Genomic DNA, 24893 nt, shown 5'->3' on the forward strand with positions numbered 1-24893 from the left:
ATGCGGCCGTTGAACTTACTGGTCTTATCAGCCGTTGCAGTTTTTTTGTTAGCCGGTTGTGTCACGCCAAGTGCTTATGATTTCTCCCGGTACCATGAGGAAAAACCACGTTCCATTCTCGTGGTGCCTGTCGTCAACCATTCCGTCGATGTGCTGGCACCGACTTCTGTGCTGACTACCTTGCCCAGAGTGCTCGCTGAAAAAGGGTATTATGTTTTTCCGGTTAATACCGTGAAGACATTGTTGGAATATGAAGGGCTGTATGAGCCTTCTGAAATTCACCAACTGCCCACGGCTGAGTTGTCGTCACTGTTCGGTGCTGATGCCGTGCTCTACCTGACCATACACCAGTGGACATCCCAGTACGCGGTGATCGCCACGACGACCGTGGTCGATTTTGAATATCGCATTGCCGACGCACAAGGAAACGCACTGTGGAATGCCAGAAAAAAACTGACCTACACCCCCGATAATGGCAACAACTCGGGCAGCGCTATGGCCATGTTACTGTCCGCGGCGATTACTGCAGCCGTTGAACGAGCGGCACCCAATTACTTGCCACTGACTCGCCAGGCAAACTACGAAGTGTTCTACACCGATTATACGAGGATTCCGCCAGGCCCGTATCTTCCTGGGTATGATGAGTACTACACGGCTCTTGAAGAGAATGGCGCTGAGACAACTCAACCAGAACAGTGACGTCGAGGTAAACAACGCTCCGGCAGTACTCAGAATTAGCCTTAGGAAGTGGTGACACTGAGCACAGACAGGCCTACCCTCTGTATCTTTAATCACTTCAAAGGATAGGGACTGATGAGCCATGGCTCGCTCCGCCCGTTCGGCGGCTATTTACGAACACACTGGGTATCCCCGCGACGGATTCGGTTCTGGCTGCTGGCACTGGTCATTCTGTACTCCTTCCTGGGTTTTTTTGGCCTACCCTGGCTCGTCCAGTACCACGCCGTGAACATTGCCCGGGAAGACTTTGGGCGAGCGCTTCGCATAGAGGCGGTACACGCCAACCCCTACACGTTAACGCTCCGCGTCGATGGGCTCACGCTGGACGACACAGACAACCGACAATTGATCGAGTGGAACCGGCTGCTTCTTGATCTCACCTGGGCGAGCATCGTCAACAGAGCCTGGACCTTTCAGACCGTCCACCTCGACCAACCGGTTATTCACGAAGAGCGCTTAAACTCGGGCGAAACCCGCCTCTCCCGCCTGAACGCAGCACGCTCTGACCAGCGCTCCGTTGACGACGAGCCCGCGCAACTACCCGCGTTGCGAATCGCCGAACTGCGTGTAGCGGGCGGTATTTTGCGCTTCGCAGACAACCTACCGGATGCGACCACTGACGAACCAAACCCGGTATCACTTGCCTTGCAGGATATCGAGCTCTCCGTCGAAGAGCTCGCACTTCAGGACGGCACCCGATTCCCAGCACGTATGAACGGAACGTTTACCCAAGGCGGCAAGCTCGCCTTCGACGGCACACTTCAGCTTCTGCCAAGCGTCGCATTGGATGGCAAAGCCAGCATTGATGAACTGGCTCTGATACAGGCCGAACCCTACCTGCGCCAGCTCATAAACGTGCGAATCGATACCGGGAGGCTTAACGTGAGCGGGCAAATGAACACCGATGCACAGCAACCCTTTGCTTTTCAGGGCTCCGCCGGCATTGCTTCATTGCACATCAAAGATGGCTCCAATGACGAACCGCTCATCGGGTGGCAAAGCCTTCGTGCTGACCAGCTCGACCTGAGCTTCGCAGATAGGCAGCTTGAGACTGGCCCCCTTGCCCTCGACGGTTTGTCCGGACTGGTCGTCATCCACGAAGACCGGTCCACCAACTTCGCGCGGCTCATGGCATCCCCTCCGGTCGACGATGGGGAAGATGGCGACAGCGCGAGTAAAGACGAAAACACGGGTAAAGAACCAGCCTCGTTTAACACGACCATTGAAGGCATTGAGCTCAGCGACGGGGCTTTTCAATTTACCGACAATTCCCTGGCGCTGCCGTTCTCGACGAGCATTCACACCTTGAGTGGCGACGTATCGACCCTGAGTTCTACCTCAACCGTGCCGGCGGATGTGGCGCTGGAAGGCCAGATCGCAGAGTATGGGCTGGTGCGAGTTGAAGGCAGTGTTCACGCCTGGCAACCTACGCGAGAAACCAACATACAACTGACCTTTCGCAACCTTCAGATCCCCGAATACTCCCCCTACACCGTGCGCTTCGCCGGCCGTAAGATCGCGGACGGCACCATGGACCTGGATCTAGGCTATACGATCCGAGACAAGCAACTCGACGGAAGCAACAACCTGGTGCTCCACAACCTGAGGCTCGGCGAAAAGAAGGACACCGGCAATGCCATGGACCTACCGTTAGACCTCGCCATTGCCCTGCTTGAGGACAACGAAGGCGTCATTGACCTGGCATTCTCCATAACCGGGGATGTTGGCGACCCTGAATTCGACTTCGCCGATATTTTCCGACAGGCACTGGGAGAGGCTGTTATGTCTGTCGTCCAATCGCCAGCCATTTTTCTGGCAAACCTCATCGGCTCTGATTCGGAAGATCTTGGCAACATAGAATACTCGCAAGCCCGCGCCGAACTCCTTCCTCCCCAGCGCGCGCGCATCGACACACTCCGCGAGGCTCTCAACCAGCGCCCGGCACTGATTCTCGAACTTGCAGGCCCCTTCAGCCGACGTTTCGATGGCCCGGCACTGCAACGGGAGAAAGCCATTGCGACTTTGCGGCAACATCTGAATGAAGCGAACCGGGATGCTGCCGACCCAAGCCTGACGGCCGAGTCAAACCAGGACATTGTGGAAACAATGTTCAGCAACCGTTACCCGGAGATAGGCCTGGAGGCCGTGCAAGAACGCTTCGTTATATCTCAGAATGATTCCACTAATGAAGAGGCTACCTTTGACGGCCTGGCTTATCGCAACCACCTGGGCGAACGGATCATCGCCGCACAATCTGTCACAGACACTGACTTAATAGGTCTCGCCAACGCCCGCGCAATCGCTGTGCGAGATGCCCTGGCCGACTCAAACCCGGATACCCGAATAACAAGAGATCGAGTGCGTATTCTGGACCCGGAAGAGATCGAATCCGTAGAGGGTGAACACATTGTTATGGAGGTCGGTATCACTACGGATGGGAGCGAATGAGTATGGGGTCAGCCATCACAGGGCAAGTTGAATGAAGGGCGGTTTTGACGTGTCCATTGCACGTTAGCGCTTAAGATCAAGCGCCAGTGTAGGTGCTGGTGAGAACGCGAACACTGGCCTAGCCTGGCTTCGGCCCTGGCCATCGGCTGCGGGGCGGTCGAGCAGTTTCACGCCGTTTGGAGGGAGTTGGCAATCTCGTTGCGCTATACCTCCTTTATTAGACATCCTTCTAAGTGGTCACCGTACCACCAACCTTATCAATTATTGGCACAGGCCATGAAACGTAGGGGATGTTCCGAAAGACCTTGTTTTCGACTCCGAGCTTCTGGGCTTTCTCAGTCGCGACATATGCCTCTCCTTCTTTTATCACCAGACCAAAGCTCTCTGCTTTGGTTAGGAACTCAAGAGTGCTTAGCTTTAATCGCCTTGCCGCCTTGGATGAAGATAAATGCTCTTTTACCTCGGCTTCATTCTTCTTGGGTTTTTCAGTGATACCTTTTTCTTGAGACACTGTGTTTTTCGAGGATAGTGGTTCTCTATTTGGCCTTTTCAGCCCATACCTGGACCAAACATCCATCTTCAAAGGTTTGTGCAACTCGGCGAGCTTTTTTCCCGTGTCCAGCACTTGTTGCGACGTTAATCCATTACCGCTGATCAAGCGGCCCATAGCTTTCACCAGAATACCCATTTCATTCAGGCTGACGGATTTATTCTCCTCTTTCTTAAACACTTCCTCTAGCCTGTCTGGTCGGCAAACTCTGTCGAAATTGGCATCATTCGGTTTTATCAACCTAGCCTTATAGTCGACCAATACATAATGGCTAAAAGACAGAGCATCATAGCCGAGTGTTTTCAGTGCTTGCTTTAGGGTGACTTCATGCCGTTGAGATTGCAGTATGGGTGAGGGGATCTCGATGTATTGTTTGCCATAGCCATCCCATCGCCAAAAAACACCCGCGTCATCTATCTTCATCCCAGTCGAAAATGATTTGGTCTCGTATAACCTAACGAAACCAAAACGGTTTAAAAACAGGTGATCAATCTGGGCAACATCCCCATCGGATTCCAGGCGAAGGTCATGCAGCAAGATGTTGTATTTGGCTTCCAGAAATAACTTGTCGAGCATGTATGCTGCGTTCTTCTCTGCAGAGTGCCCTGCCTTCAATTTAAGAATATCGCCTTTGACCTGATTGGCGATACGTTTGTCTCTTTTGCTTGCATGCGCGTGAATTTCTTCCAACTCAGCAAGTCTTTGGTCAATCGGGTCCGTCTGTTTTGCCGCTTTCATGCTTGCTTATACCCAAATGCGTGGAGTAATAGGACAGATTAGCAACTTTGCATAACAACTAGAACAATAAAAGTCTTGAAACTCGATGCCAGTAATGACTATTCGAAAATACCCTTCAGATAGGCATCAAAGATGACTTCATTTCGCTCGATTGTCACGAATATGAACAGCCTTGTTGTGAGTCTGCACCTCAAACAACTCCGAAGCCTTCACCAAATCACTTAACTTCTTATACCCATAATTAATGGGTGAAAACGAGCTGTTGTTGGAGATATAGGCGCCAACAGCACCCAGATGCGCCCAGCCCTCTTCGTCAGAGGTCTGCTCAACGGCTGTTCTCAACAGCCGCACAAGAGCAGTATTCATTCTCAGCTCATTTCTGCTGAGCTTCTTCGGCGTTGGGTGCGGCGCTTCGGTCTTGGTAACGGCGTTTTCTTCAGGCTGCTCTGCAACCTCCAGGTTTTCGGTGTAGATGAACTGAGAGCAGGCATCTACAAAAGGCTGAGGCGTTTTCCGCTCGCCAAAGCCGTATACCGTGAATCCACTCTCCAGCAGGCGCATGACTAGGGGCGTGAAATCGCTGTCGCTCGTCATCAGTGCAAAGGCATTCACATTGTCACCATACAATAGGTCCATCGCATCGATGATCATGGAGGCGTCGGTGGCGTTTTTGCCTTTGGTGAGGGCGAATTGCTGAATCGGGCGAATGGCGTTGGGGTGAACCTTTTCGATCCAGCCTTTCATGGCCGGGTTGTTCCAGTCGCCGTGGGCGTGGCGGACGTTTACCTTGCCGTATTTGGCAAGCTCTTCCAACACGCCCTCAATGGCTCTGTGGCTGACGTTATCGCAATCAATCAATAGTGCGATATTTTGGTTGAGCGCCATAATACCCACCCTTCCTGAATGAATTAGACAGGCCTGAGCATAACGGGCTGGCGGCTTACTGAATACCCATAAAAGGGTTCATTCTACAGAAGGGAGTAATACCGGTTAGGGCTTAAGCCGTGGCGGGTGGTCAAAGAGGGTAAGCATCGGTGGTCTGAGCGTGGAACCGCCCAGACCACTGGCTTCATTCGCCGAAGGCTTCCGGATAGAGCCCTCGTTGCCGGGCAAACAGCCGGGCCAGACCGAACAGGGTTTCGATGTTGGGCACGTCGACGTTTACGGCCCGGGCGATGTCCAGTACCGCGCCCACCAGGGCGTCGAGTTCGATCGGTTTGTTGGCTTCCACATCCTGCAGCATGGACGTTTTAAACGCGCCCAGCTGTGCTGTTAACGCATGACGGGATTCGGGGTCATCGTCGATGGCAATGCCAATTTTGGCGCCTACCGCGGCCGATTCCCGCATGGCGCGGGACATAAACGCCCTGACGTATTCGTCACTCAGAATCCGGTCTCCGGTGGCGCCGGCGATGGCGGATATCGGGTTCACCGTCATGTTGCCCCAGAGCTTGAACCAGATGTCGCGCTGAATGTGGTCGGAGTCTGTTACGTCGAACCCGGCGTCGCGCAATGCCCTGCCAATCGCTAGAGCGGGGTCCGTCTGCTTGCCCACGGCATCGCCAACGATGATTTTACGGTCTTCAATGGGGCTCACGCTCCCGGGCGCCGGCGATGAAGCCGATAGATAAGTGACGCAGCCGATCACCCGGCTGGCATCGATCGCAGCGGATACCTTTCTGCCCGGATCGACCGACGGTAACGCGATGTGGCCCGGTGCTTCCGGCAGGCCAGAGAAGAACCACCAGGGCACACCGTTCATCGCCGACAGCACCCGTGTCTCGGCTCCAAGCAGCGGTGCGATTTGTTCCGCGATGGCAGGCAGAGCCGTGCTTTTCACGGTGATGATGATCCAGTCTTGCGGGCCGAGTTCGGCAGGGTCGTCCGTTACCCGTAACGGTACGCGCCGATCAATCTCGGTAACGCTGCCCTGTTTGTACAGCGTTAACCCGTGTTGGGCGACGGCCGCGAGCGTTTCGCCCCGGGCGACGGCGCTAACCTCGTGGCCGCTTTCGCTTAGCCTGGCAGCGAAAAGGCCGCCAATGGCTCCCAAACCGTATATACAGATTTTCACAACGCCTCCCTTATCTCATTGAGTGATGTGAAGCACACGAAAGGTCTCGTCGCTCAGCGCCTGTTACTCAGCGCCAGCGGCGGCAACGCCGGTGGCGGAAATGTCTGCTACCTCTACTGTGTTACGTCCTGAGCGTTTGGCTCTGTACAGTGCCTGGTCAGCATTATGAACCAGCTCTGCCGGGCTCTGCCCATTCTCGCTATCGGTTAGCGCGATGCCCAGACTGGCCGTCACCGGGGTATCGTGAGCGATGACTTCCCGCAGCCGTTCGGCAATTGCCCGGGCGCCAGCCAGGTTCGTTTTTGGCAGGATCAGCGCAAACTCTTCTCCGCCGTAGCGAGCCACACTGTCTCCGTGCCGGCTTAGGTCGTAGGCACACCGGGCGACGGTTTTAAGCACTTCATCGCCCGCCTGGTGCCCCCGGGTATCGTTCAATGCCTTGAAGTGATCGAGGTCGAACAGGATCAACGCCAGGCTGGTACCGGCCCGGGCATTGTCTTCCACTGCCCGGTTCAAATGCTCATCGAAACTGCTTCGGTTCAATACACCAGTCAGCCCATCCAGTTCGGCGCGTTCGCGCAATAAGGCTTCGGCAGTGACTTGTTGGGTTTCGTCCTGTATCAGAATCAGGTAGCCCAGATGCATCTGGTGCTGTTCCAGCCAGGTCAGTTGCACGCGGTAATGGGTTCGGTTGTCGGGCGACCATATCAGCCAGTGGTCCCGATCATTCAATGCTTCGAGTACGGCGCCAAATCCGGGCAAGTCGTCGTAAATGGCGTCAATCGATTCACCGGTTTTCAGTTGGGTTAACCCGGGAAACATCTGTTGCGCCGCAACATTACAATCGAGCAGTCGACGGTTGTGATCGACAATGATGCAACCCGAAGGAATAGCGCCAAATACCGTACGCATGACGATGGGTTCCAGGCCCAGCAACCCCCAGTTAAGTACCCCAAACCCCAACACCAGCGCGCTGGGCACAAAGGCCAGCGGAACGATATCGAGTTCTGTTGGCAGTGAGGCGAAATCCCCCACCAGAGCAAACACCCAGGGAATGATAATGCCAATGAAAACGGCGACGGCCTGCGTTCTGAACAAGCCATACACTTGGAAGGCACGACGCCCGACCAACACCAAAGCGATAGCGGCATTGGAGAGGTAAAACACATCGAACAAATGGTAAAACAGACCGGGGGTAAAACTGACTGCGGCAACATCATCCACCACAGTGAACGCTATGTTCCGATAATAGAGGTCATGCCAGGGGCTCGACCAGTGCAGCAGGGTAATCAGCAAGGAAAACCCGAAAGACCCAATCAGCACCGCTTTCAGCCAGGGGCGCTGGAACGGCAAGCCGACGTAGCGGCCCACAACCAGGAACATCAGGGCCGGCAGAAAGGGGATGCTCAGATACTGGATGCGATTCCAGAGCCAGGCACCGCTCAGGTCGCTCGCGAGCGATTCAAACGCCAGCGCCAGGCTGTAAGTGGCCATGGCCAATAACAGCAAGATGAAACCAACATTCTTGCGGCTCTCTGGCCGTTGCCCGGTGAAGGAGGCCAGCAGGAGCAGCAGTGCAGTTCCGATCAGATTAAGGGTGGCAAACCAATGCATGAGAAGCAAAGACGATAGATTTACCTGCATTTAACCATGCCCGGCGGGAAAAGCCCATACAGGTAGGTGGCCCCTCTAGCGCTTAAGTTGATGTGGAGCAAAACCACCAAGCCAAATAGCCAAGTAGTCGGTCAGAATCAACGCATGCGAGGTTAACCCTAGTGCTCGGTCACGTTTTTTTACGAGCGCTGCAACAACCGTTCGATATCGTGACTGATGTCCGAAGCCGGCTGATCACTCTTCATCAGCACCTGGGCATTGCCCTGCGAATCGAAGCCATAAATGGCTGAACTGTGTGACACCGCATAGTTGCCGTTGTCGTCGGGTTCTCCATAGCCGTAGGTGGCTCTCATACGTTTCACCAGGTCGGACAATTGCGACTCGGTACCGGTGAGCCCGGTAAACTGTGGCCCAAAGAACTCGGTGTATTCCTTTAATTTCTCGGGTGTGTCCCGCGCGGGGTCGACACTGACAAACAAGACCTGCACATCGTTCTGCCTGTCGGTGGGCAAGGCTTCAATGGCGGTCGACAAACGTTGCAATGTCCCCGGGCAAATATCCGGGCAATTCATGAAGCCGAAAAACACCAGGCTGGCTTTGCCCCGATAGGTTTCTTCGGTCACCGCTTCACCGGTATCTGACGTCAGTTCGAATTCAAGATCCGACATCACGCCTTCAATGTTTGATCCGCTCCAGTCAGCATCGCTGCCGGTACAAGCCGTTATCAATAGAGCCAACGCAACCGCGCAGGCGAGTGGCAGGGTTTTCATCACAATCGATTCCTCTCTAGCCTTCAAGCGGGCTGTGCACCGTCGTTATCCGACTGATGCAGCAAGCGCCTCAATACCACCACCATTACCAGCACGCCCATCATGGCGGGCGGTATCCAGGTGAACAGCCCACCCAGCACCTGGTCGTCATGCGGGGCGATTGGCCAGGCCCGACCGCACACTTCGTAAATGTCATACAGGCTTTGTGGCGCGCCAACAATGTAAGCGCCCAGCGCCAGTTGCGGCACCGTGGCTGCCCAGATCACGAGTATTCGCTTGCCAAAGCCGAGCGTCCCGACGCGGGCCGGGGAACGGGGGTCCAGAATCAACCACCAGAACAACAGGCCATCGATGAACATCGACCAGTTCATCAGCAGATAAAGCGGCTGGCTAAGCATGGCGTTAAAGTGAATGCTGGGCGTCAGCCAGAAGAAGATAAGACCGGCAAACACCATCACCGCGATCGGCGGAAATTGAATGAACCGGTAAGGCCATTGAACCAGCGGCGACTGAAGTACGCGGGCAATCCACCGTTTCGCGCCACCCTCGGGAAAACCGGCCGCCAGCGCACGCCAGGGGTTCGCGCCCATTAGCAGTATCGCCGCTACATGATGCAACGCCAGGTGTTGAATGCGATGAATGAAAAACATGAACTGGGCGTAATAGTCGAACCGGGTGTGCATAACACTGTAGGCCAGCGCCAACCCAAGCCAGAACAGCGCGCTGCGCCACCGGGCCACAGGTTCACCCGATTGCGCCAGCACGCGTTGTCCGTTCGCGTACAGAACACTGGCTGTTCCAAAAAACACAATGGCGAGCCAGGAGAACTCGTAGGGCAACAGTAACGACAGGTAATCCAGCAAAACGCCCCCGGCTGGTCTAGGCAGGGCACCAGCAACCGTTGGCGCCTGAGAGGTGTGTTGAGATGAGGCGATGGCACTCATGGCACGCAGACGTGCCTGGCAATCTGCTCGTTCGCTGACATCGGGTATGCTGAGGCTACGTTTCTGGCTAACGGTCGTCAAGTTGGACTGGGTGGGTGAATTGAGCGGTCAGGTTTGGGGCAGAAAGCATCGTACACAATTGCTAAAAACCGGCGGTAAACTGCGTATCTTACAACCGGACACGCAGCTTACCCCGACCGATACCGATACTAGGCTCTATAACGTCGGTAATAGAGGGTATGGGTGAACAGTAACAGGGCCAGCAAGCTCAACCAGGCGCTCATACTGCCGCCACTGCTGCTGCTGCCACTGTTTTCGCCCTCCGACTCTTCAGGGGCCTCTGTTTTCTGAATCAAATAACCGGACTGACTGACAGCCGAGGGTGCCAGGCCTTCAGCAAACGCCAAAGCACCGATGACGGCCGACTCCCTCAGAATAACGACATCACCGCTGTTGATTCGCTGACCGTGCACGGGTGTCGGTTCGCTGCCGTCGAGTGTGTAGCTGATGGTAGCCCCCTCAGTGGCGCTGGTGAGTTCCACGATGACCTGGTCCTGATATAAGCCCGTCGGCTGATCGAAGGCGGGCGCAGTGGCGGCTTGTGAATAGACCATCTCAACGTCACAACCAGCGGGTTCTGTCAGACAGTCGTCGGCATCAATCGCTAACACAGCCAAACCGTCCTTAACGAATTGCAAGGTCAGCGGCGTTGCCAGCAGCTCGACGGGAATGGCCAGAGCAAAGTCACCCAGCTCAGTCGTTTGCGCCTGGTAAGGGGCGCCAAGCTGGTCGAGTTGAACCGCATCGGTTTCGGTGGCAAGCAAATTCACTGACACCTCATCCAGCCCATTCAAATAGTCAGTCACACGGCCGCGATATTCAGCCGTTCGCACCACCTCCGCCGCTGCTTCGCCCGATAAGTAGCCGAAGGCGGATGCGGTTATCTCGACATCGACTGCAACATCCGGCAAGTTTACTGAGGTTAGAGTAGTGGTTGCCGGGTGACCGGCCGGGCTGTCATCAGCCGAGGTCAGTTCCGTTTGCGCCAACACCGGCAAGCCCTCTGTCGCCGTGCTGGCCAGTGCCAATGATATCGCGGTGCCTGGGCTTGCGCCTGTGACGGTCACATCAGCCAGTGCCCGTTCGCCCCGATCCAGCAATTCGGTACGAGACAATGTCAGCGCCAGAGGTACTCGAATTTCCAGTGTATCGGACCAGCCAGACACAGCGTCGGTCAGCGTGACCTGGTAAGTACCTGCAAAGGCACCTTGTGTTGCGGGTGTGAACTGAAAGGTTCGGCTGTTAACGGTACTGACCGTGCCGGCAGCACCATACTCATTCGTCACGGGGCTGACATCAAAGTCGCCACTGCCCAGCGCCAGAGTAAACGCAAAACGATCGCCCGCGTTCACCACAGGAGCCGTCAGTGCTTCACCCGCCTCATCCTCAAAATCAAACCGCTCCACATAGGTTTTAAAGTAGGCATTTGAGCTCAGGTTGTTATTCAAAGACAGGTCAGTGGCTTTTTCTGACGCTAAATACACACTAATTGGGCTGCCTCCGGTGGGTATGATGTTAAGACGGTAGCGGCCATTACCCAGTGTCGACATGCCGCTTGCCCGAGCCCGGGAAACGGTAAAGTCGCTGACTTCCAAGCCGATAACCGGCTCCTGAAAATCGATCTCTACTGAAAACGGACCGGTCAGAACAGAGTCAGGCCCGGTAATCACCGGAGCCGGGCGGGTTGTATCTCGCAAACCCACCCCTTTTACTGCAAACGTATAGGGGTTGGGTATACCGGTGCTTGCAACGGTAACCTGGGCCGTTACGTTGTTATTAATCGTGACTGGTGCAAAGGTGATGTCAAAGCTCGTGGTGGCATTATTGGCCAGTGTCGTAGCCGGCTGGCGGCTAACGCTGAAATAGTCCGGGTTGGTGATTGATGCTCCACTCAGCGTCAGCGTTCTGCCGGAAACATTGGTTATTTCGTAGGTTTTGGTCATGGTTTCGAGTCGAATCTCATGGGCACCGAAATCGGTATCATCGGCAACGGCGGGTGTTGTGTCACCATCCTGTATCAACACGCCCTGACCTTCGATATCGAGATCGGTCGACATAATCACCTGGAAAACGAGGTCTGCTTCCGGGTAGGGCCCAGCCGGGTCAAACACAAACCGCTGACCGGCCGGGTAGGCATCTATGTCGGTGCCGCCATCGGTAAAATAATTGGAATGAATAAACCGGGCATCAAACTCCGCAGGCGATACGTTCTTGATGACCCAGGTGTAAACCTCACCCGCTTCAACCAGGATGTTCTGTGTAAGCTCGTGTGTATTCACGGAGCCTGGCGCCACATTACTAAACAGAACATTGGGCCGCCAGTACAAGCGCGTGCCATCGCGCCCGGAACCGCGATACAGTTCAACATCCAAATAGGCACCATTGGTGCTCAGGCCCAGACTCTTCAGGTTGCCACTGGCCGTTGCCGTGAAACTTTGCCCCAGACTTTTCCCGATGGGCAGATTATATCCGCTGTTAGACATCGACTGCGATATGGGTGGGTAGTTATAGCCGAGTGCCGGTAGTGCAAGTAACGCGGCAATACCGACCACTAACGCCCGCACCAATTGGCCAGACGCAAGGGAAAAACGGTTGATCATGAGGAAGAGCTCCGGTTTACAGGCCCGAACTCAACCCGGGCACCATCAACAGACAACAAGCCGGAATGGCTTCAGTTGCAGACGCTCCCACACTATCGGCAGCCGCCCTAGCCGAACAGTCCCTAAACAGAGACTGGTCGGGTGGGGTGGTATATGATGCAACCTAACGCTGGTTTATCCCCTCACGACGAGACACCGACATGATGCCGATTCATCAGGCAAGCATTCACCACCTTTGGGATCGCTTGCACCAGTTTGACGCCCGCCAAACCAGCGAAGCCTTAGAGTGGGCGTTAGCTGAACTGTCGGCATTACTCGATGCACAGGTGGCAGGGTGGTGTGGCGTTGTTCGCATGCACCGACACGAACCGGGTAATCCGATGGACGGTTGGCGCTCGGCAGGCTTTTACAGCACGAGCCAGCAGAACCTGATGGAACAGGTAAAAATGGATCAATACCAGTTGATGGAATCGCTCGACCCGGAGTCGACGGCAGGTTCCGCCATGAGCCAGGCCGGAACGTTTCGGATCGGCACCTTACAAGCGGCTGTCGTTTCTGATGATCGGTACGGACCGTCTTACCAAACTCTGTTAGCAAAACACGGCATCGTGGATGGCCTTTATGTAACGACCCCTCTTGGCGACGACATTGAATCCTGGATGTCCTTTCATCGAATGGACCCGACGCTGCCCGGTTTTTCCAGCAACGACATCAAACTGGTTGAAACCGCCGTTCGGCCGATGGCCTGGTTTCATCAGCGCATTGCAACGCTATACGGCCTTAAAGTGGCTGAATCACCGTTGACCCCTGCGGAGCGTCGGGTATTGGAAGCCCTGCTCAGCACGGAAACCGAGCAAGCAATCGCTGACCAGTTGGGGCTGACTCAATCGACCGTTCACACCTATTGTGCCCGCTTGTGCAGAAAGCTGAACGTGCGTGGACGCAGTGGGTTATTGGGGTTGTGGTTGAACGGTCAGACACACTAGCGGGTTGGATGTGACAAAGAAACCCAGACGTCACACGGCAGCGCCCTGACTCACCGCCCTCACACGCTCATTACTGGCTAAACCTGAACACTATTCACGAGCGCCTGCTTTGATCGCACGAAAGGCTCGCCATGTGTTGAATGACAGTAGAAAACCCAACAATAGGCCAATCAAGCGAAGTGGGATGACCCGAAGACGACCATCACTTTGTAATTCCAGAACTTCGTTGAAAAAGTCGGGTTCTATGTTAATTCGAGTGGCTTTGGGAATAGATAATAAGCCAGTCACGGGCCCGATTACTCCCCACAATTGGCCTGTGTCTGCCGGGTCTCCCAGTCCAAGTCGAGCCTGCACAGAGAGGTGTTCAACCTGAACGGCCGACACGATACGCCGAATCAGTGTTAGCAGACGACCAACAAACCCATCGACCGATAGCACCCGCCGGAGCGATTGCCGGTTTCGTTGACGCTTGCGTTTTTTAGGCTTGGCGGGCTTTTCGCTGGAGTCAGACTTGGGTTCACTACTTGTGCGAATGATCACCAGCCCAAACAGCCATCGGATGTGGCTGTCTGCGCCGCGATGATCTTCATCGAGTTCAACATTGAACCGCCATTCCAGTGGCACGGCTAACAGCACCACAAGGGTGACCAGTATCGACAGCAACACCCAAACAAACAACAGCAACCAATCCATTAGTCGCCTTTACTACGACTGCTGTTTCTCGCTCGGGAGGGGGCTTTTGATGCTGGTTTACGGGGCTTAGCCTTACTGGATGCAGGCTTGCTTTCTGTATTTTCGTCCGTTGCTTGTTCGTCGGCTTTTAGCTTGTTGGTTGCTACTTTATCTGCCAGATCAACCACTTTCTCAGCAACGGATACCGTGCTGCCTTTGATGTTCTCGAGCCTGACGGTGTCTTTTTCGATCATAACCACCGCAACGGGTTTAATGCCTCCACCGCCGCCAACCCCCAAGCCAGAGCCATCGCCTGAATCACTCGATGTTGAGGCACCGAAACCACTGCCAACGCCAAAACCAAACCCCACGCTCGTCAGCGGGACAATGGTTGTATCGCCGTGAGTGATGGGCTCGCCCACGACCGTTTTGGCGTTAAGAAGGCGCTCCATCTCACCGACAGCTGTTTTAATAAGATCATCAATGTTATTCACTTTGTGCTCCACAGTTTGTGTCGACCCGGCCTCGCCTGGCTAATCCGATACCTTTGAAAAGCATGGATCAACGGTTTTAAACAGTCTAATGCCTGGTGCCGGGACCCCGAGCAAAACCTGGCATTCAGCTACGGGCATCTTGTGATGATTGAATTACGGCCGAGAGGTCGGGTACTTTCGTCATCAGTTCGTCAACCGGGAATTCTCCCGACTCAATATCGACTGCACTGACAACTCCCTGGCTTACAACAACGACGGCAAACGGATCGGCCGACCCATGAAACCAGTAGCGACCCGCCTGCGCCACACTCTGAATGTGAACATTGACCAGCGGAATGATGGTGACATCACCCACGACGACCGGTTTGCCGACTCTGATTCCAGTCTTTGGCTTCATGTCGTCGTAACGTGTGCGCACAACACCGGAGCAGTGCTTCGCTCTTCAGTCACCCGTGTCATCGTCGCTGTCTTTATTACGCTTGTTCTGGCTTCTGGTAGCCACCTTGTCAACAACGTCCACGACTTTTTCCATCACGGTGATTGCGGTTCCCTTAATGGATTCCAGTCGTACCGAGTCTTTTTCAATGATGACAACGGCAACCGGCTTAACGCCCCCGCCGCCACCGGCGCCCATACCGCCACCACCTTCGGCCTTTGCTGAGGCCTTGTCGCCCGAGGCGACATTACCCGTACCGCCACCAGCGGCAAAGCCGAACCCAACACTGACCAGTGGGACAACGGTGGTGTCCCCATGCGTGACTGGCGGACCTACCACCGTCTTGGCATCAAGCACCCGCTCGATCTCAGTCATGGTTGATTTCAGTAAATCTTCTACATTCTGCATACTGTGTTCCCTACGCGCTATTGAATGAAACTAAGCCAGTGTTCGCTCAAACTGCCTTCAAGCACATCACGAAAGCGATTGCATCAGCGTGACGGAACCTTACCTAAAGCGCCCCTGTAAAAAGTCACTTTACGGTAATGAACCTTCATAAACCAGTGTATCGAACATGGCTTTACGACCAGCCTGTCTGGCAAGCTGTAAATCCAACAAAGGCGTAATCGTAGGGCCGGTACAGCCCCAACCATCGCGACTGACGTTCTGTTTTTCGCCTTAGTAGCCTACGCCGGCATAGCGAACGCCGGTGAGTTCGGCCATCTCTCGCTTCCAACTGGTCAGATCTTCCGGGTCGAAGTCGGCCAGGCGTGAGTGGCCACAGGCGCGGGCGAGTACTTGCATCAATTCGACACTGGCGCCCAGATAACGCGCCAGGCGTTCAGCACTCTCATCAACGTTTAGCCTCGCCCGCAATTCGGGTTTTTGGGTGGCAATGCCAGCGGGGCAGTTGTTGGTGTTGCACATACGCGCGGCCACACAGCCGACCGCCTGGATGGCGGAGTTGGCGATCGCGACGGCGTCTGCACCGAGCGCGAGCGCTTTTACAAAGTCTTCCGGCATCCGCAGCCCCCCGGTAATCACCAGGGTGACATCACGCCCGACCGTGCGATCGAGGTGGCGCCGCGCACGAGCAAGAGCTGCCATACTGGGGATTGAGATATGATTGCGGAATATCAGCGGAGCGGCACCGGTGCCCCCGCCCCGGCCATCGAGAATGATGTAATCGGCACCCGCCTCAAGCGCGAAGTCGATGTCGGCTTCTATGTGATTGGCCGATAGTTTAAAACCAATGGGAATACCGCCCGAGCGTTCCCGCACTTCATCGCCCAGGGCTTTGAAATCGGCCGGAGTAACCAGGTCGGTGAAGGTAGCAGGTGAAATGGCATCTTCGCCTTTTTGCAGGCCACGGACTTCTGCGATCTTGTCGGTGACTTTATTGCCGGGCAAATGACCTCCCGTTCCGGTTTTGGCACCCTGGCCACCCTTGAAATGAAAGGCCTGAACCCGGGCTGCGGTGTCGATGTCCCAGCCAAAACGGGCTGACGCCAGTTCGTAGAAATAGCGTGAATTGGCGGCCTGCTCTTCGGGCAGCATGCCGCCCTCGCCCGAACAAATGCCGGTGCCAGCAAGCTCGGCACCTTTGGCCAGAGCAACTTTGGCTTCCTCGGAAAGGGCTCCAAAGCTCATATCGGACACAAACAGCGGAATGTCGAGCACCAGCGGTTTCTTGGCTCGGGGTCCAATAACAACGCGGGTATCCACCTCCACATCGTCCAGCAGAGGTTTGCGGGCCAGCTGGGCCGGCAGAATTTGCAGGTCATCCCAATGCGGCAGGTCTTTGCGTGGCACACCCATGGCGCCCATTTCGCCGTGGTGGCCGAGCTTGCTCAGGCCATCACGGGCCAGTTCGTGAATGCGGGCCACGGTGGGTTCTTCAGGTGTAGCCTCGGCTTTCGGCGCGCCGGATTGAATCATCGAGGGCGAAGGGTCGCCCTCGTTGTAATCAGTCAACTTTTTATGGGTACCATCGCAGAACGGCGCATCGCCCGTGGCTTTGCACTGGCACAACCAGGCATCACCAGAGGATTCGGCCTTGAAGGTAACGGGCGTAATGCCGGTACCCTTGTGGGAACCGTCGCAAAACGGTTGGTTGGAAGAGCGCCCGCAACGGCACCAAGTGTAGGACTCACCCTGCTTCAGTTCTACTTTCGCGGGTTTCTTAGCGGCAATAAGGGGTTGCTCAGCCATGGGGCCTCCAGTGCAAAGGTCGGATCAACGCCTCACAAGGTTAGACGCTGGTTCCGACTTTTGCCTGGGTTAGCCCCAGGAGTGATACCGTTTTTACGACCCCGGCCCGCTTAGTGTTGAACAGGAGAGCGCAAGCCAGCCTTTCTGCCAAACAGCAGTAGTACTCCCAGCATAGCCAGCCACCCGCCCATGCTGCCACCACCACCTCCGCCACCGGAGCTGCTGGCTGCATTGACCCGCTCATAGGCACCAACATCGCAGCTGCGACCGTTTTGCTGGCGCTGTGTACCGCGCTGATCCACGTCGGGGCAGTTGTCGTTATCGCCCGCATTGTCGCCAATGCTTCCTGCAACCAGAGCATGTGTCAGTGTAGGTCCGCCGTTACCGGCCAATGGCGTAAGCAAGTCATCGAAAACCGCCGGTGCGTTTATGGATTGGTCGGTCGCCTGAGTCGGGCAACCAGTGCCATTACCAAGTACATTGAAGCCCCGTGACAGCGTGTTTTCTTCAATCGCACAATCGGCGTCCGAGGTTGCTGTATTGCCAGCGATAATGCTGTTGTTGTAGGCGAGCAACGAGTCGGTATCGTCTTTGTATACACCGCCTCCCGACCCGGAGGCCGCATTGTCAACCAGAGTCACACTGCGCAGCTCTGCTTGAATGTCCGACTCCAGGTAGAGCCCGCCACCGTCGCCGTTGCTAACACTGTTGCCACTGACCGTGGTGTTAGTCAGAGTCATTGAGACCTGGTAATAAGCGTAAATACCACCGCCTCCGGAATCGGCAACATTGTCTCGCAGAATTGATCGCTCAATACGCAGGGGGCCAGCTTCACTGTATATCCCTCCGCCCTCACCCGATGTCGCTGTATTGTCGCCAATGCTGACGTTAAAGAGCATCAATGGCGCGTAATAGAGGTAAGCCCCGCCGCCATCAGTGTCTGCCGTATTTCCCATCAGTGACGTATTGGTGAGCGTTGCACTGCCAGGATAATCCAGATAGAACCCTCCTCCTTCGTCGCCACTGGTGTTGTTGTCTATCTGGCTATTCAGAGCGTTCAGCGTGCCTTCATCAATGTATAAGCCACCGCCATCGGACGACGATTCATTGCCGGACACACTGGTATTAACCAGATCAACCGTCGCTGAATAATAGGCGTAGATTCCACCGCCTTCTGACCCGGCCGAGTTGTTATCGAGCTGACTGTTGCGCACCGTAAGCAAGCTGTAATATTCCGTGTAGACAGCACCCCCATCCCCACCGGCCGTATTGCTGGTCAGCGTCACATCATCGAGTTCAGTCAAACCGTAGTCATAATTATAAATGGCACCGCCGTCTGATGATGCCGAGTTACTGGAAAAACTGGACTCTTTAATGTCGAGCAACCCGTATTCATTATAAACAGCGCCACCATCAGACGATGCCGAATTACCGGAAAAAGAACTGCCTCTTATCGTGACCGTGCTGTAGTCACCATTAACTGCGCCGCCATAGCTTCCAGAATTGTTGGTAAAGGTACTGTCGTAGATGTTTAAAAATGCGTAGTTTGTAAAAATGGCGCCGCCTGTATTTGTCGCGGCATTACTGCTGAACTGACTGTCCCGAATCGTTACCACTGAATTGGTGGTTGCGTACAACCCCGCGCCCGGACTGGCTGTACTACCATTAGCAACCCGCAGCTGAACGACTTCCAAATCCGCACCGCTGGCCAGGTTCAGGACGCGAACCGAATTTCCCCCATCCAGCACAGTGTCCGTTTTACTGACGCCTTGCAGAACAAGGTCTTCGGCAATCGTGAGCGTACTGCTCAGATTAAAAGTGCCGGCAGGCAAGACAACACGATCGGTTGTGGCTGAATCCCCTGCCGGGCATTCACCATTAGCGGCGCCCGATGCGGTATTACTGTTCGCCGAGCCGATGGCTTCACGCAACGAGCACACACCGTCATTGGCCGAGGTATCGCTGGTGGTCGTCACAGTAAGGGTTGCGCCGTGAGCAACGGCCAGCGAGAGCATTAACAAAAGAAGTGCATGCGTTATTTTTTGAAACACCATAGGGTCTACTTCCTGTCATTCATCGGGTTAATATGAATGTACTTTCAACCCCTCTCACAACAAGCAGATACTGCGGGCTACAACGAGCATACACATTCGTTGAGACCCAGCAATTCTCAAGCCAGCCGCTAGCGTTTTCAATAAAATCAATGCATTACCGATATGGAAAATCCGGTTGAAAAAAGCAAACACTGGTAGGTGTAAAAAGGGTCGACATGATGCCGACCCTGAAAGGTGAGATTACTTATTTACACTGAAGCGATCTCACCGTTTTCTCTCGTTCTTGGCCTTTAGCACGCTTCGAGCCATCTTCCCAAATGCCTTGTAGCGTTTGCGTCGTTCCCACACCGTTTGCTGAGCGTGTTGGCTTTCTCGTTTGAGTTTCAGGAACCGCTGCAGTCGATCCGGATCCAGTGTTCCCTGTTCTAAGGCCGCTGCCAACGCACACCCCTGATCACCCTGATGCTGGCAATCCGCAAACCGGCAGTGTCGGGCCAGTTCGACGATGTCGTCAAACAAACGATCAACACCGTCACTGGCATCGCCCAGTCGCAACTCTCTCATGCCGGGTGTATCGACTATCCATCCGCCGTCGGGCAGGTGGACCATTTGGCGGGCGGTGGTGGTGTGACGCCCTTTGGCATCCTGTTCGCGAATACCGGCCGTACTGAAGCGTCCGTCACCGAGCAAGGTGTTGGTCAGTGTGGTTTTTCCCACGCCAGAGGAGCCGAGTATGGCCACCGTCTGGCCGGGTGCCAGCCAGGGTTTCAACAGATCAACGGCACTGTGATCGAGCGCATTCAAGACTACCACCGGGGTCGCGGCATGCAGCGTTTGCGCCGCCGCCCGGTAGTCGTCAGCCTCACTGCTCAGGTCGGCTTTGGTCAGTACGAAGACAGGCATTGCACCCGCCTCCATCGCCAGAGCCAGATAGCGTTCAAGTCGCGCCGGGTTAAAGTCGGCGTTACAAGACGACACAATCAACAGCGTATCAATGTTGGCCGCTAACAGTTGCGGTTTAGGTTCAGTCCCTGAGGCAACCCGTTGTAACAGCGTTTGGCGCGGCAGCAACGTCAGGGTTCCGGGCACGTCTGGCTGCAACCAAACCCAATCGCCTACGGTGGGGCGCTCATCAATCGCCACATCGTGCCAGCGTTTTTCCAGAGGTTCATGCCACTGAGACTGTTCACTACGCAGCATTAGGCGATCCCGGTCGACACCGAGAATGCGGGCAACAACCCCGCTTTCCATCTGTTCGAGAGTCAGTGCTTGTTGAAAGAGAGGGCGCCAGCCGAGTTCAGCCAGCGAAATAGTTGGAGTCATCGATTTCCATACCTGTATTGGGTCTGGAGACTGTCAGGCTATGACAATCGCCAGGCAATAAAAATCCACACGCAAGCCAGTGGCTGCGTCATTCGGGATCTATGTGCGGCGTAACGGGAAATCGACGATAACGATGTGGCTTCTACCCGATGCAGAATGTCATCGGGAAACTATTCGAGGACACGGTGCGTCGTATCAGGCCCGTAACGCCTTGCAAGCAATTGCCAGGGTGCGAGACATAAAGAAAATCCTCCTGCTGAACGTTAATGGGCGGGCGATGGCCCGACCAGCTGAAGTGTGCCACAGGGTCTGGCTATTCAACAGCATAATCTGGTGCTGCCCAATTAAAAGCCATAAACACGGGGCCCAACGCAACCGGCCCCGTTTAAACGCCACTGCGCCAGGCCAACCCGGGCCAGGTGCGTGTGGTGATTGGTTAGTGGTTGGTTATTGGATCGTCAAGTCGAAAAACCGCCGTCCATTTGCTCTGAAGTCATTGAGGGAAGTTGTGGTATCCGCACTGACGTTCTCGACCCAGACGCGATAGGGCGTCGATGGTTCCAGTTCATAGAGTTGTGTCAATTGCCCGACTGACTCGTTTGTCGACTGAGCGCCAATGCCGATGAACCCCGAGCCGAATTGATTGGTATAATACTCCTCTACATGCAGATCCAACGCCACTGCACCGCTGTTGTCATAGTTCAGTGTGAACTCGACATCGGAAACGCCCTGAGTGGCGTTGCGGTAAAACAGGTAAGCGCGTGTCGACGACAATTCAATATTGGCCGTTGGATTTTCATAGTTACCCACCACGCCGCTGAACTGCTCACCCTTCTCGATTAGATACAATCCGCGACTCGTCGCGCTGTCGGTCCCGGTTGCGACCTTACGAAAATTCAGGGTTGCCTTTTGCACCAGGCAGTCATCCCGGTTGAACCGCACTTCAAGCCGGTACAACCCCTGGATCAGCCGGCGACCGGAGATCAGCTTGTGGCTTACTCTGTCAGTCGTGCGGTCACTGGCCATACTGGTGCTGCTTGTTTCACCGAGATACGACGTCCAGTTTACGTCGCAGTTTTCCTGCATCGACACTTCCAGCGCCCACATGCCCGTTGCTCTGGGGTGGAAGTAGAGGGTTTTGGTATAGGTTCCGTCCCCGCTCGGGATGACCGCCTCGATGGTATCGCGGTCTTCGCCCAGGCAAACGATGGTGCGGCTTGAAAACGCCCTGGCGGCTTCACACCCGCTCAGTGTGCGTGCAAACAGTTGCCAGTAAGCGGGTCTGTCTTCATCGCGAAAAACCCGCTCCATCCGTGAGATGGCTCTGTCTGAATAAAACTGGGACCGGGTTGACAGTGCTTCGGTCATATCAAACAGAGCGCCGGATTCCAGCGTCAGCCGTGACTGTGAATAGTCACTTGCAAGGTCACTGAGCCGACTGGGATCGTCTGGTGTGTATCTGGAGACATAAGATGAGGCAGCCAGCAGTTTGGCGTAGTCATCCAAATCTGTGACCGGTGTATCCGGTTCATAAAAGAAGTGCAGTTCTTCCGGTGAAAGGGTCAATGCCCAGTCTTCCGAAAACTCCTGTCTCGCCTGTTCCATAGCCGCTGAAACAGAATCCGATTCGCTGTTTAACAATAGCCACTTGGCGCGCTCTGCAACCAGGTGCGTAAACAAATGAACGTTTAGTCCCTGGCTGCTGTCTTCAGTATCCAGAATAGCGCTGACATTCGCCGGCGCGTCTTCGGTATAGCGGGTGCCAATGGTATACAGATCCAGATAGTCATCGCTGGCAACGGCTTCAACCCAGCGGGTGTTGAACGGTGGCAACGTATAGGCACCGCGAGCATCAACGGTGGCCGTTGCGACGGCACTTCCGGTGTTACGCTGACCGGTCATCGGATCCAGCTCGAAAAACTCGACCGTTGAACCGGGCGCCAGCGGCCCGAGCCCAACGTAGGTTCCGGCTGAGACGTCTGCCTGGCCACCGCTGGCATTGCCCGGTGTGTCGTCGCTGTTCTCGGCCGACCTCGAACCTGAGGCGTTGCACCCGACCAGCAGAATCAAGGTCAATAACCCGGCCAGGGGGACCCACGGTGCTTTATGATTCACCACTTACTCCTCCACCACCAGTCGCTCGAAGAGGCGATTAAGCGAGCCGCGTATCATTTGCCCACTCGATACTTCGGCTACGTCGAAAACCGGCAAAGGGGCATATTCCGGTTCCCAATTAAGGCCATCGGTGCTGGTCCAAAGGGTAAAGGTCTGAGCGCTGTAGAGATAAAATGTGTTGTCGCTAACTGACAGTGCCGCCGAAGGAATGTCTGCCCCCTCACCAAACTGGGCGGGCTCCCAGGTAACTCCCAGATCGTTGCTCACATAAACCTTATTCTGAACATCGAAGTTGGCAGCGCTGATCACCATCGCCTCGGCACTGGCGGCGATGGATGACAAATTGTCGTCTGCGGTATACATCCGGGACCACTCAAGTCCATCGACACTGCGAAAAACGCCGCCACTGAAATTAACAAGCACGTAGTTGTGGCCGTCGTGTACAACTTGACTCATACCGAGTGCCGGGGTGTTTTCATCAAGATACTCGCAAGCATCGACCGCGGTGCAGACAGCAACGTTGTTGTTGCCGATGGCCACCCAGCCGTCGATAGTGGCAGCGACGGAGTCAAACGGCAGAGCAGTGCCCGGGTAATCCGGTAGTTCGATGCCATCCCTAACCGTCCAGGTTGTCCCGTCCGGGCTACTGGCCATGAAGCCATTGCCCACAGCCACAAAGCCATAGCCTGAAAAGGCCAGATCCTCGATTGCCCCACCGGCCAACACTGTGGATTCTGTCCAGTTGACGCCATCGTCATCGGTGAACCACACCTTGCCGTCTTCGGTGCCAATCAGAATATTGTAAGAGTCATCCTGAACCATGGCGGTAAAATCGGCCCCGCCCAATGGGGTTTTCTTAAGTTCTTCAATATCGTCTGCAGCGAGGGCGCGCACCAGCCTCCCCTTGGTGCCGACGGCCAGCAATGTGTCATTTCTGGTGGCCATGGATGCAATGAACCCCAAGCTGCTGGTAACGGGCTGAGTCCAGTTCGGTGCGTCCAGATCCCGCCGATGAATATTGCCGTCGGTATCACTGACCCAAAAGTGATCGCCCAATTGGGTGACAGCGGAAAAGGTAAAGCTATCGGCGAAGCTACCCTGGTAGACGTAGTTAAAATCGTCGTCATCCTTGCTCCAGTCAGCCCCATTGCTACTGGTTAAAAAGCCACCAAGCTGGTACCCGCCAATGCCAATGAACTGGCCGTTCAGGTACTCAAACGCACGAATTGATGAGTTGGCCGAAATAGCCCCTGCTACAGGTGCCCAGGTAGCACCGCCATCTTCACTGTAATAAGCACCCTGGGAACCGCCACTGACCAGCGTCGACCCCTGGTTCGCAAGCGCACCGATACCAGTCATCTCGCCAGTTTCAGACACCGTCCAACTGATGCCGTTCGGGCTGATAGCCACAATGTCACCACTCGCCGTCACGGCGACAAAGTTATTACCTGTCCAGACCACCTCGCTGAACCGACCGGGGTCACCTGGCAGCTCGGCAGGCTGCCAGTCAGCCCCGCCATTTGTGCTATAGGCAATCAGGCCTTCCACCTCGCTCAGGCCACTCTCGCCAACGGCAACAAGGGTGCTCGCGCCATTCCAGGCGATGCCTGCAAGCGTATCTGCCGGAAAGTGCCTCACCGTCCAGTTATCACCCGTTGGTGAGTTCATGTAGGTGCCGTTCGTGCCCACAGCATGGAACATCTGCCCGTCGGAGATGACGGCCTGCAGGCCGTAGTTCTGGGGTAAGGGGTGCACCCAGTTCCAACGCTGCGACGCTTCGGTTTCAAACCCGGATTGCGCTATACCGGTTACCGAACCACCGGAGCCACTGCCGGTATCGGTTCCAGCCCCTCCCGATCCTCCACCTGAGCCGCCGCCACTGCTGTCGCCACAGGCGGTCAATAAGGAACCCAGCGCGATCAGCGTGGGGATGGCAAGCATTTTTCTGGTAAGCATGGCGGAACGGTTCCTTGTCTGTTTTATACAGATTCAAGGCTACGTCAGCTTAACGGACTCCGTTATACGGCAAATGCTGTACCCCGCTGATGCTTTTTTGAACAGGCTTT

19 protein-coding genes are annotated in these 24893 nt (G+C 55.2%); 3 read left to right on the top strand and 16 right to left on the bottom strand.

All coding sequences use genetic code 11. The annotated features are described in order from the left end of the window. Together ABJT94_RS07710 and ABJT94_RS07715 are read left to right on the top strand one after the other, a co-directional pair. Complete coding sequence (locus ABJT94_RS07710; RefSeq protein WP_348476374.1) at positions 1 to 699, top strand: GNA1162 family protein; 699 nt, start codon at positions 1 to 3, stop codon at positions 697 to 699. A gap of 114 nt (positions 700 to 813) precedes the next feature. After that, complete coding sequence (locus ABJT94_RS07715) at positions 814 to 3186, top strand: DUF748 domain-containing protein (RefSeq protein WP_348476373.1); 2373 nt, start codon at positions 814 to 816, stop codon at positions 3184 to 3186. A gap of 229 nt (positions 3187 to 3415) precedes the next feature. On the opposite strand, the gene ABJT94_RS07720 is transcribed toward ABJT94_RS07715, so the two are convergent. The 7 genes from ABJT94_RS07720 to ABJT94_RS07750 form a co-directional block, all read right to left on the bottom strand. Next, the gene (locus ABJT94_RS07720; protein ID WP_348476372.1) at positions 3416 to 4474 is read right to left on the bottom strand and encodes a nuclease-related domain-containing protein; all 1059 of its coding nucleotides are present in this window, start codon (positions 4472 to 4474) and stop codon (positions 3416 to 3418) included. Between the two features lie 138 nt (positions 4475 to 4612). Next, positions 4613 to 5359 carry an NYN domain-containing protein gene (locus ABJT94_RS07725; RefSeq protein ID WP_348476371.1) on the bottom strand — a complete coding sequence of 249 codons (747 nt, stop codon included), beginning with the start codon at positions 5357 to 5359 and terminating at the stop codon, positions 4613 to 4615. A gap of 184 nt (positions 5360 to 5543) precedes the next feature. Next, the gene (locus tag ABJT94_RS07730; RefSeq protein WP_348476370.1) at positions 5544 to 6548 is read right to left on the bottom strand and encodes a 2-dehydropantoate 2-reductase; all 1005 of its coding nucleotides are present in this window, start codon (positions 6546 to 6548) and stop codon (positions 5544 to 5546) included. 63 nt (positions 6549 to 6611) lie between these two features. Next, a complete protein-coding gene (locus ABJT94_RS07735) occupies positions 6612 to 8162 on the bottom strand; it encodes a diguanylate cyclase (protein WP_348476394.1) in 1551 nt (516 codons plus the stop codon). A gap of 179 nt (positions 8163 to 8341) precedes the next feature. Further along, positions 8342 to 8932, bottom strand: coding sequence for an SCO family protein (locus tag ABJT94_RS07740; protein WP_348476393.1), 591 nt, complete (start codon positions 8930 to 8932; stop codon positions 8342 to 8344). A gap of 23 nt (positions 8933 to 8955) precedes the next feature. Then, the gene (locus tag ABJT94_RS07745) at positions 8956 to 9957 is read right to left on the bottom strand and encodes a cytochrome c oxidase assembly protein (RefSeq protein WP_348476369.1); all 1002 of its coding nucleotides are present in this window, start codon (positions 9955 to 9957) and stop codon (positions 8956 to 8958) included. A 128-nt stretch (positions 9958 to 10085) separates the two neighbouring features. Continuing rightward, on the bottom strand, positions 10086 to 12536 hold the full coding sequence (locus ABJT94_RS07750; protein WP_348476368.1) for a chitobiase/beta-hexosaminidase C-terminal domain-containing protein: 2451 nt from the start codon (positions 12534 to 12536) through the stop codon (positions 10086 to 10088). A 200-nt stretch (positions 12537 to 12736) separates the two neighbouring features. Here ABJT94_RS07750 and ABJT94_RS07755 point away from each other — a divergent pair, with 200 nt between their 5' ends. After that, entirely contained in the window at positions 12737 to 13522 is a 786-nt protein-coding gene (locus tag ABJT94_RS07755) for a helix-turn-helix transcriptional regulator (protein ID WP_348476367.1), read from the top strand. Between the two features lie 90 nt (positions 13523 to 13612). On the opposite strand, the gene ABJT94_RS07760 is transcribed toward ABJT94_RS07755, so the two are convergent. The 9 genes from ABJT94_RS07760 to ABJT94_RS07800 all read right to left on the bottom strand — a co-directional run bounded on the left by ABJT94_RS07760 (position 13613) and on the right by ABJT94_RS07800 (position 24783). Continuing rightward, entirely contained in the window at positions 13613 to 14215 is a 603-nt protein-coding gene (locus tag ABJT94_RS07760) for a DUF2953 domain-containing protein (protein WP_348476366.1), read from the bottom strand. Beyond that, positions 14215 to 14688 carry a spore germination protein GerW family protein gene (locus ABJT94_RS07765; RefSeq protein WP_348476365.1) on the bottom strand — a complete coding sequence of 158 codons (474 nt, stop codon included), beginning with the start codon at positions 14686 to 14688 and terminating at the stop codon, positions 14215 to 14217. The genes ABJT94_RS07760 and ABJT94_RS07765 overlap by 1 nt, the downstream gene beginning before the upstream one ends. A 124-nt stretch (positions 14689 to 14812) precedes the next feature. Next, complete coding sequence (locus tag ABJT94_RS07770) at positions 14813 to 15085, bottom strand: hypothetical protein (protein ID WP_348476364.1); 273 nt, start codon at positions 15083 to 15085, stop codon at positions 14813 to 14815. A gap of 45 nt (positions 15086 to 15130) precedes the next feature. Next, positions 15131 to 15532: a spore germination protein GerW family protein gene (locus ABJT94_RS07775; RefSeq protein ID WP_348476363.1), complete on the bottom strand. Its 402-nt coding sequence runs from the start codon at positions 15530 to 15532 to the stop codon at positions 15131 to 15133. A gap of 270 nt (positions 15533 to 15802) precedes the next feature. Continuing rightward, positions 15803 to 17335, bottom strand: coding sequence for a glutamate synthase-related protein (locus ABJT94_RS07780; protein ID WP_348476362.1), 1533 nt, complete (start codon positions 17333 to 17335; stop codon positions 15803 to 15805). Between the two features lie 110 nt (positions 17336 to 17445). Then, entirely contained in the window at positions 17446 to 19389 is a 1944-nt protein-coding gene (locus ABJT94_RS07785) for a choice-of-anchor Q domain-containing protein (RefSeq protein ID WP_348476361.1), read from the bottom strand. A 264-nt stretch (positions 19390 to 19653) separates the two neighbouring features. Further along, positions 19654 to 20712 carry a ribosome small subunit-dependent GTPase A gene (gene rsgA / locus ABJT94_RS07790; RefSeq protein WP_348476359.1) on the bottom strand — a complete coding sequence of 353 codons (1059 nt, stop codon included), beginning with the start codon at positions 20710 to 20712 and terminating at the stop codon, positions 19654 to 19656. Positions 20713 to 21159: 447 nt separating this feature from the next. Further along, entirely contained in the window at positions 21160 to 22827 is a 1668-nt protein-coding gene (locus tag ABJT94_RS07795) for a hypothetical protein (RefSeq protein ID WP_348476357.1), read from the bottom strand. Positions 22828 to 22830: 3 nt separating this feature from the next. Further along, positions 22831 to 24783, bottom strand: a complete 1953-nt coding sequence (locus ABJT94_RS07800) for a hypothetical protein (protein WP_348476356.1) — start codon at positions 24781 to 24783, stop codon at positions 22831 to 22833. Between the last annotated feature and the right edge of the window lie 110 nt (positions 24784 to 24893).

This window comes from Saccharospirillum sp. (genome assembly GCF_039982735.1).
Classification (GTDB): domain Bacteria; phylum Pseudomonadota; class Gammaproteobacteria; order Pseudomonadales; family Natronospirillaceae; genus Saccharospirillum.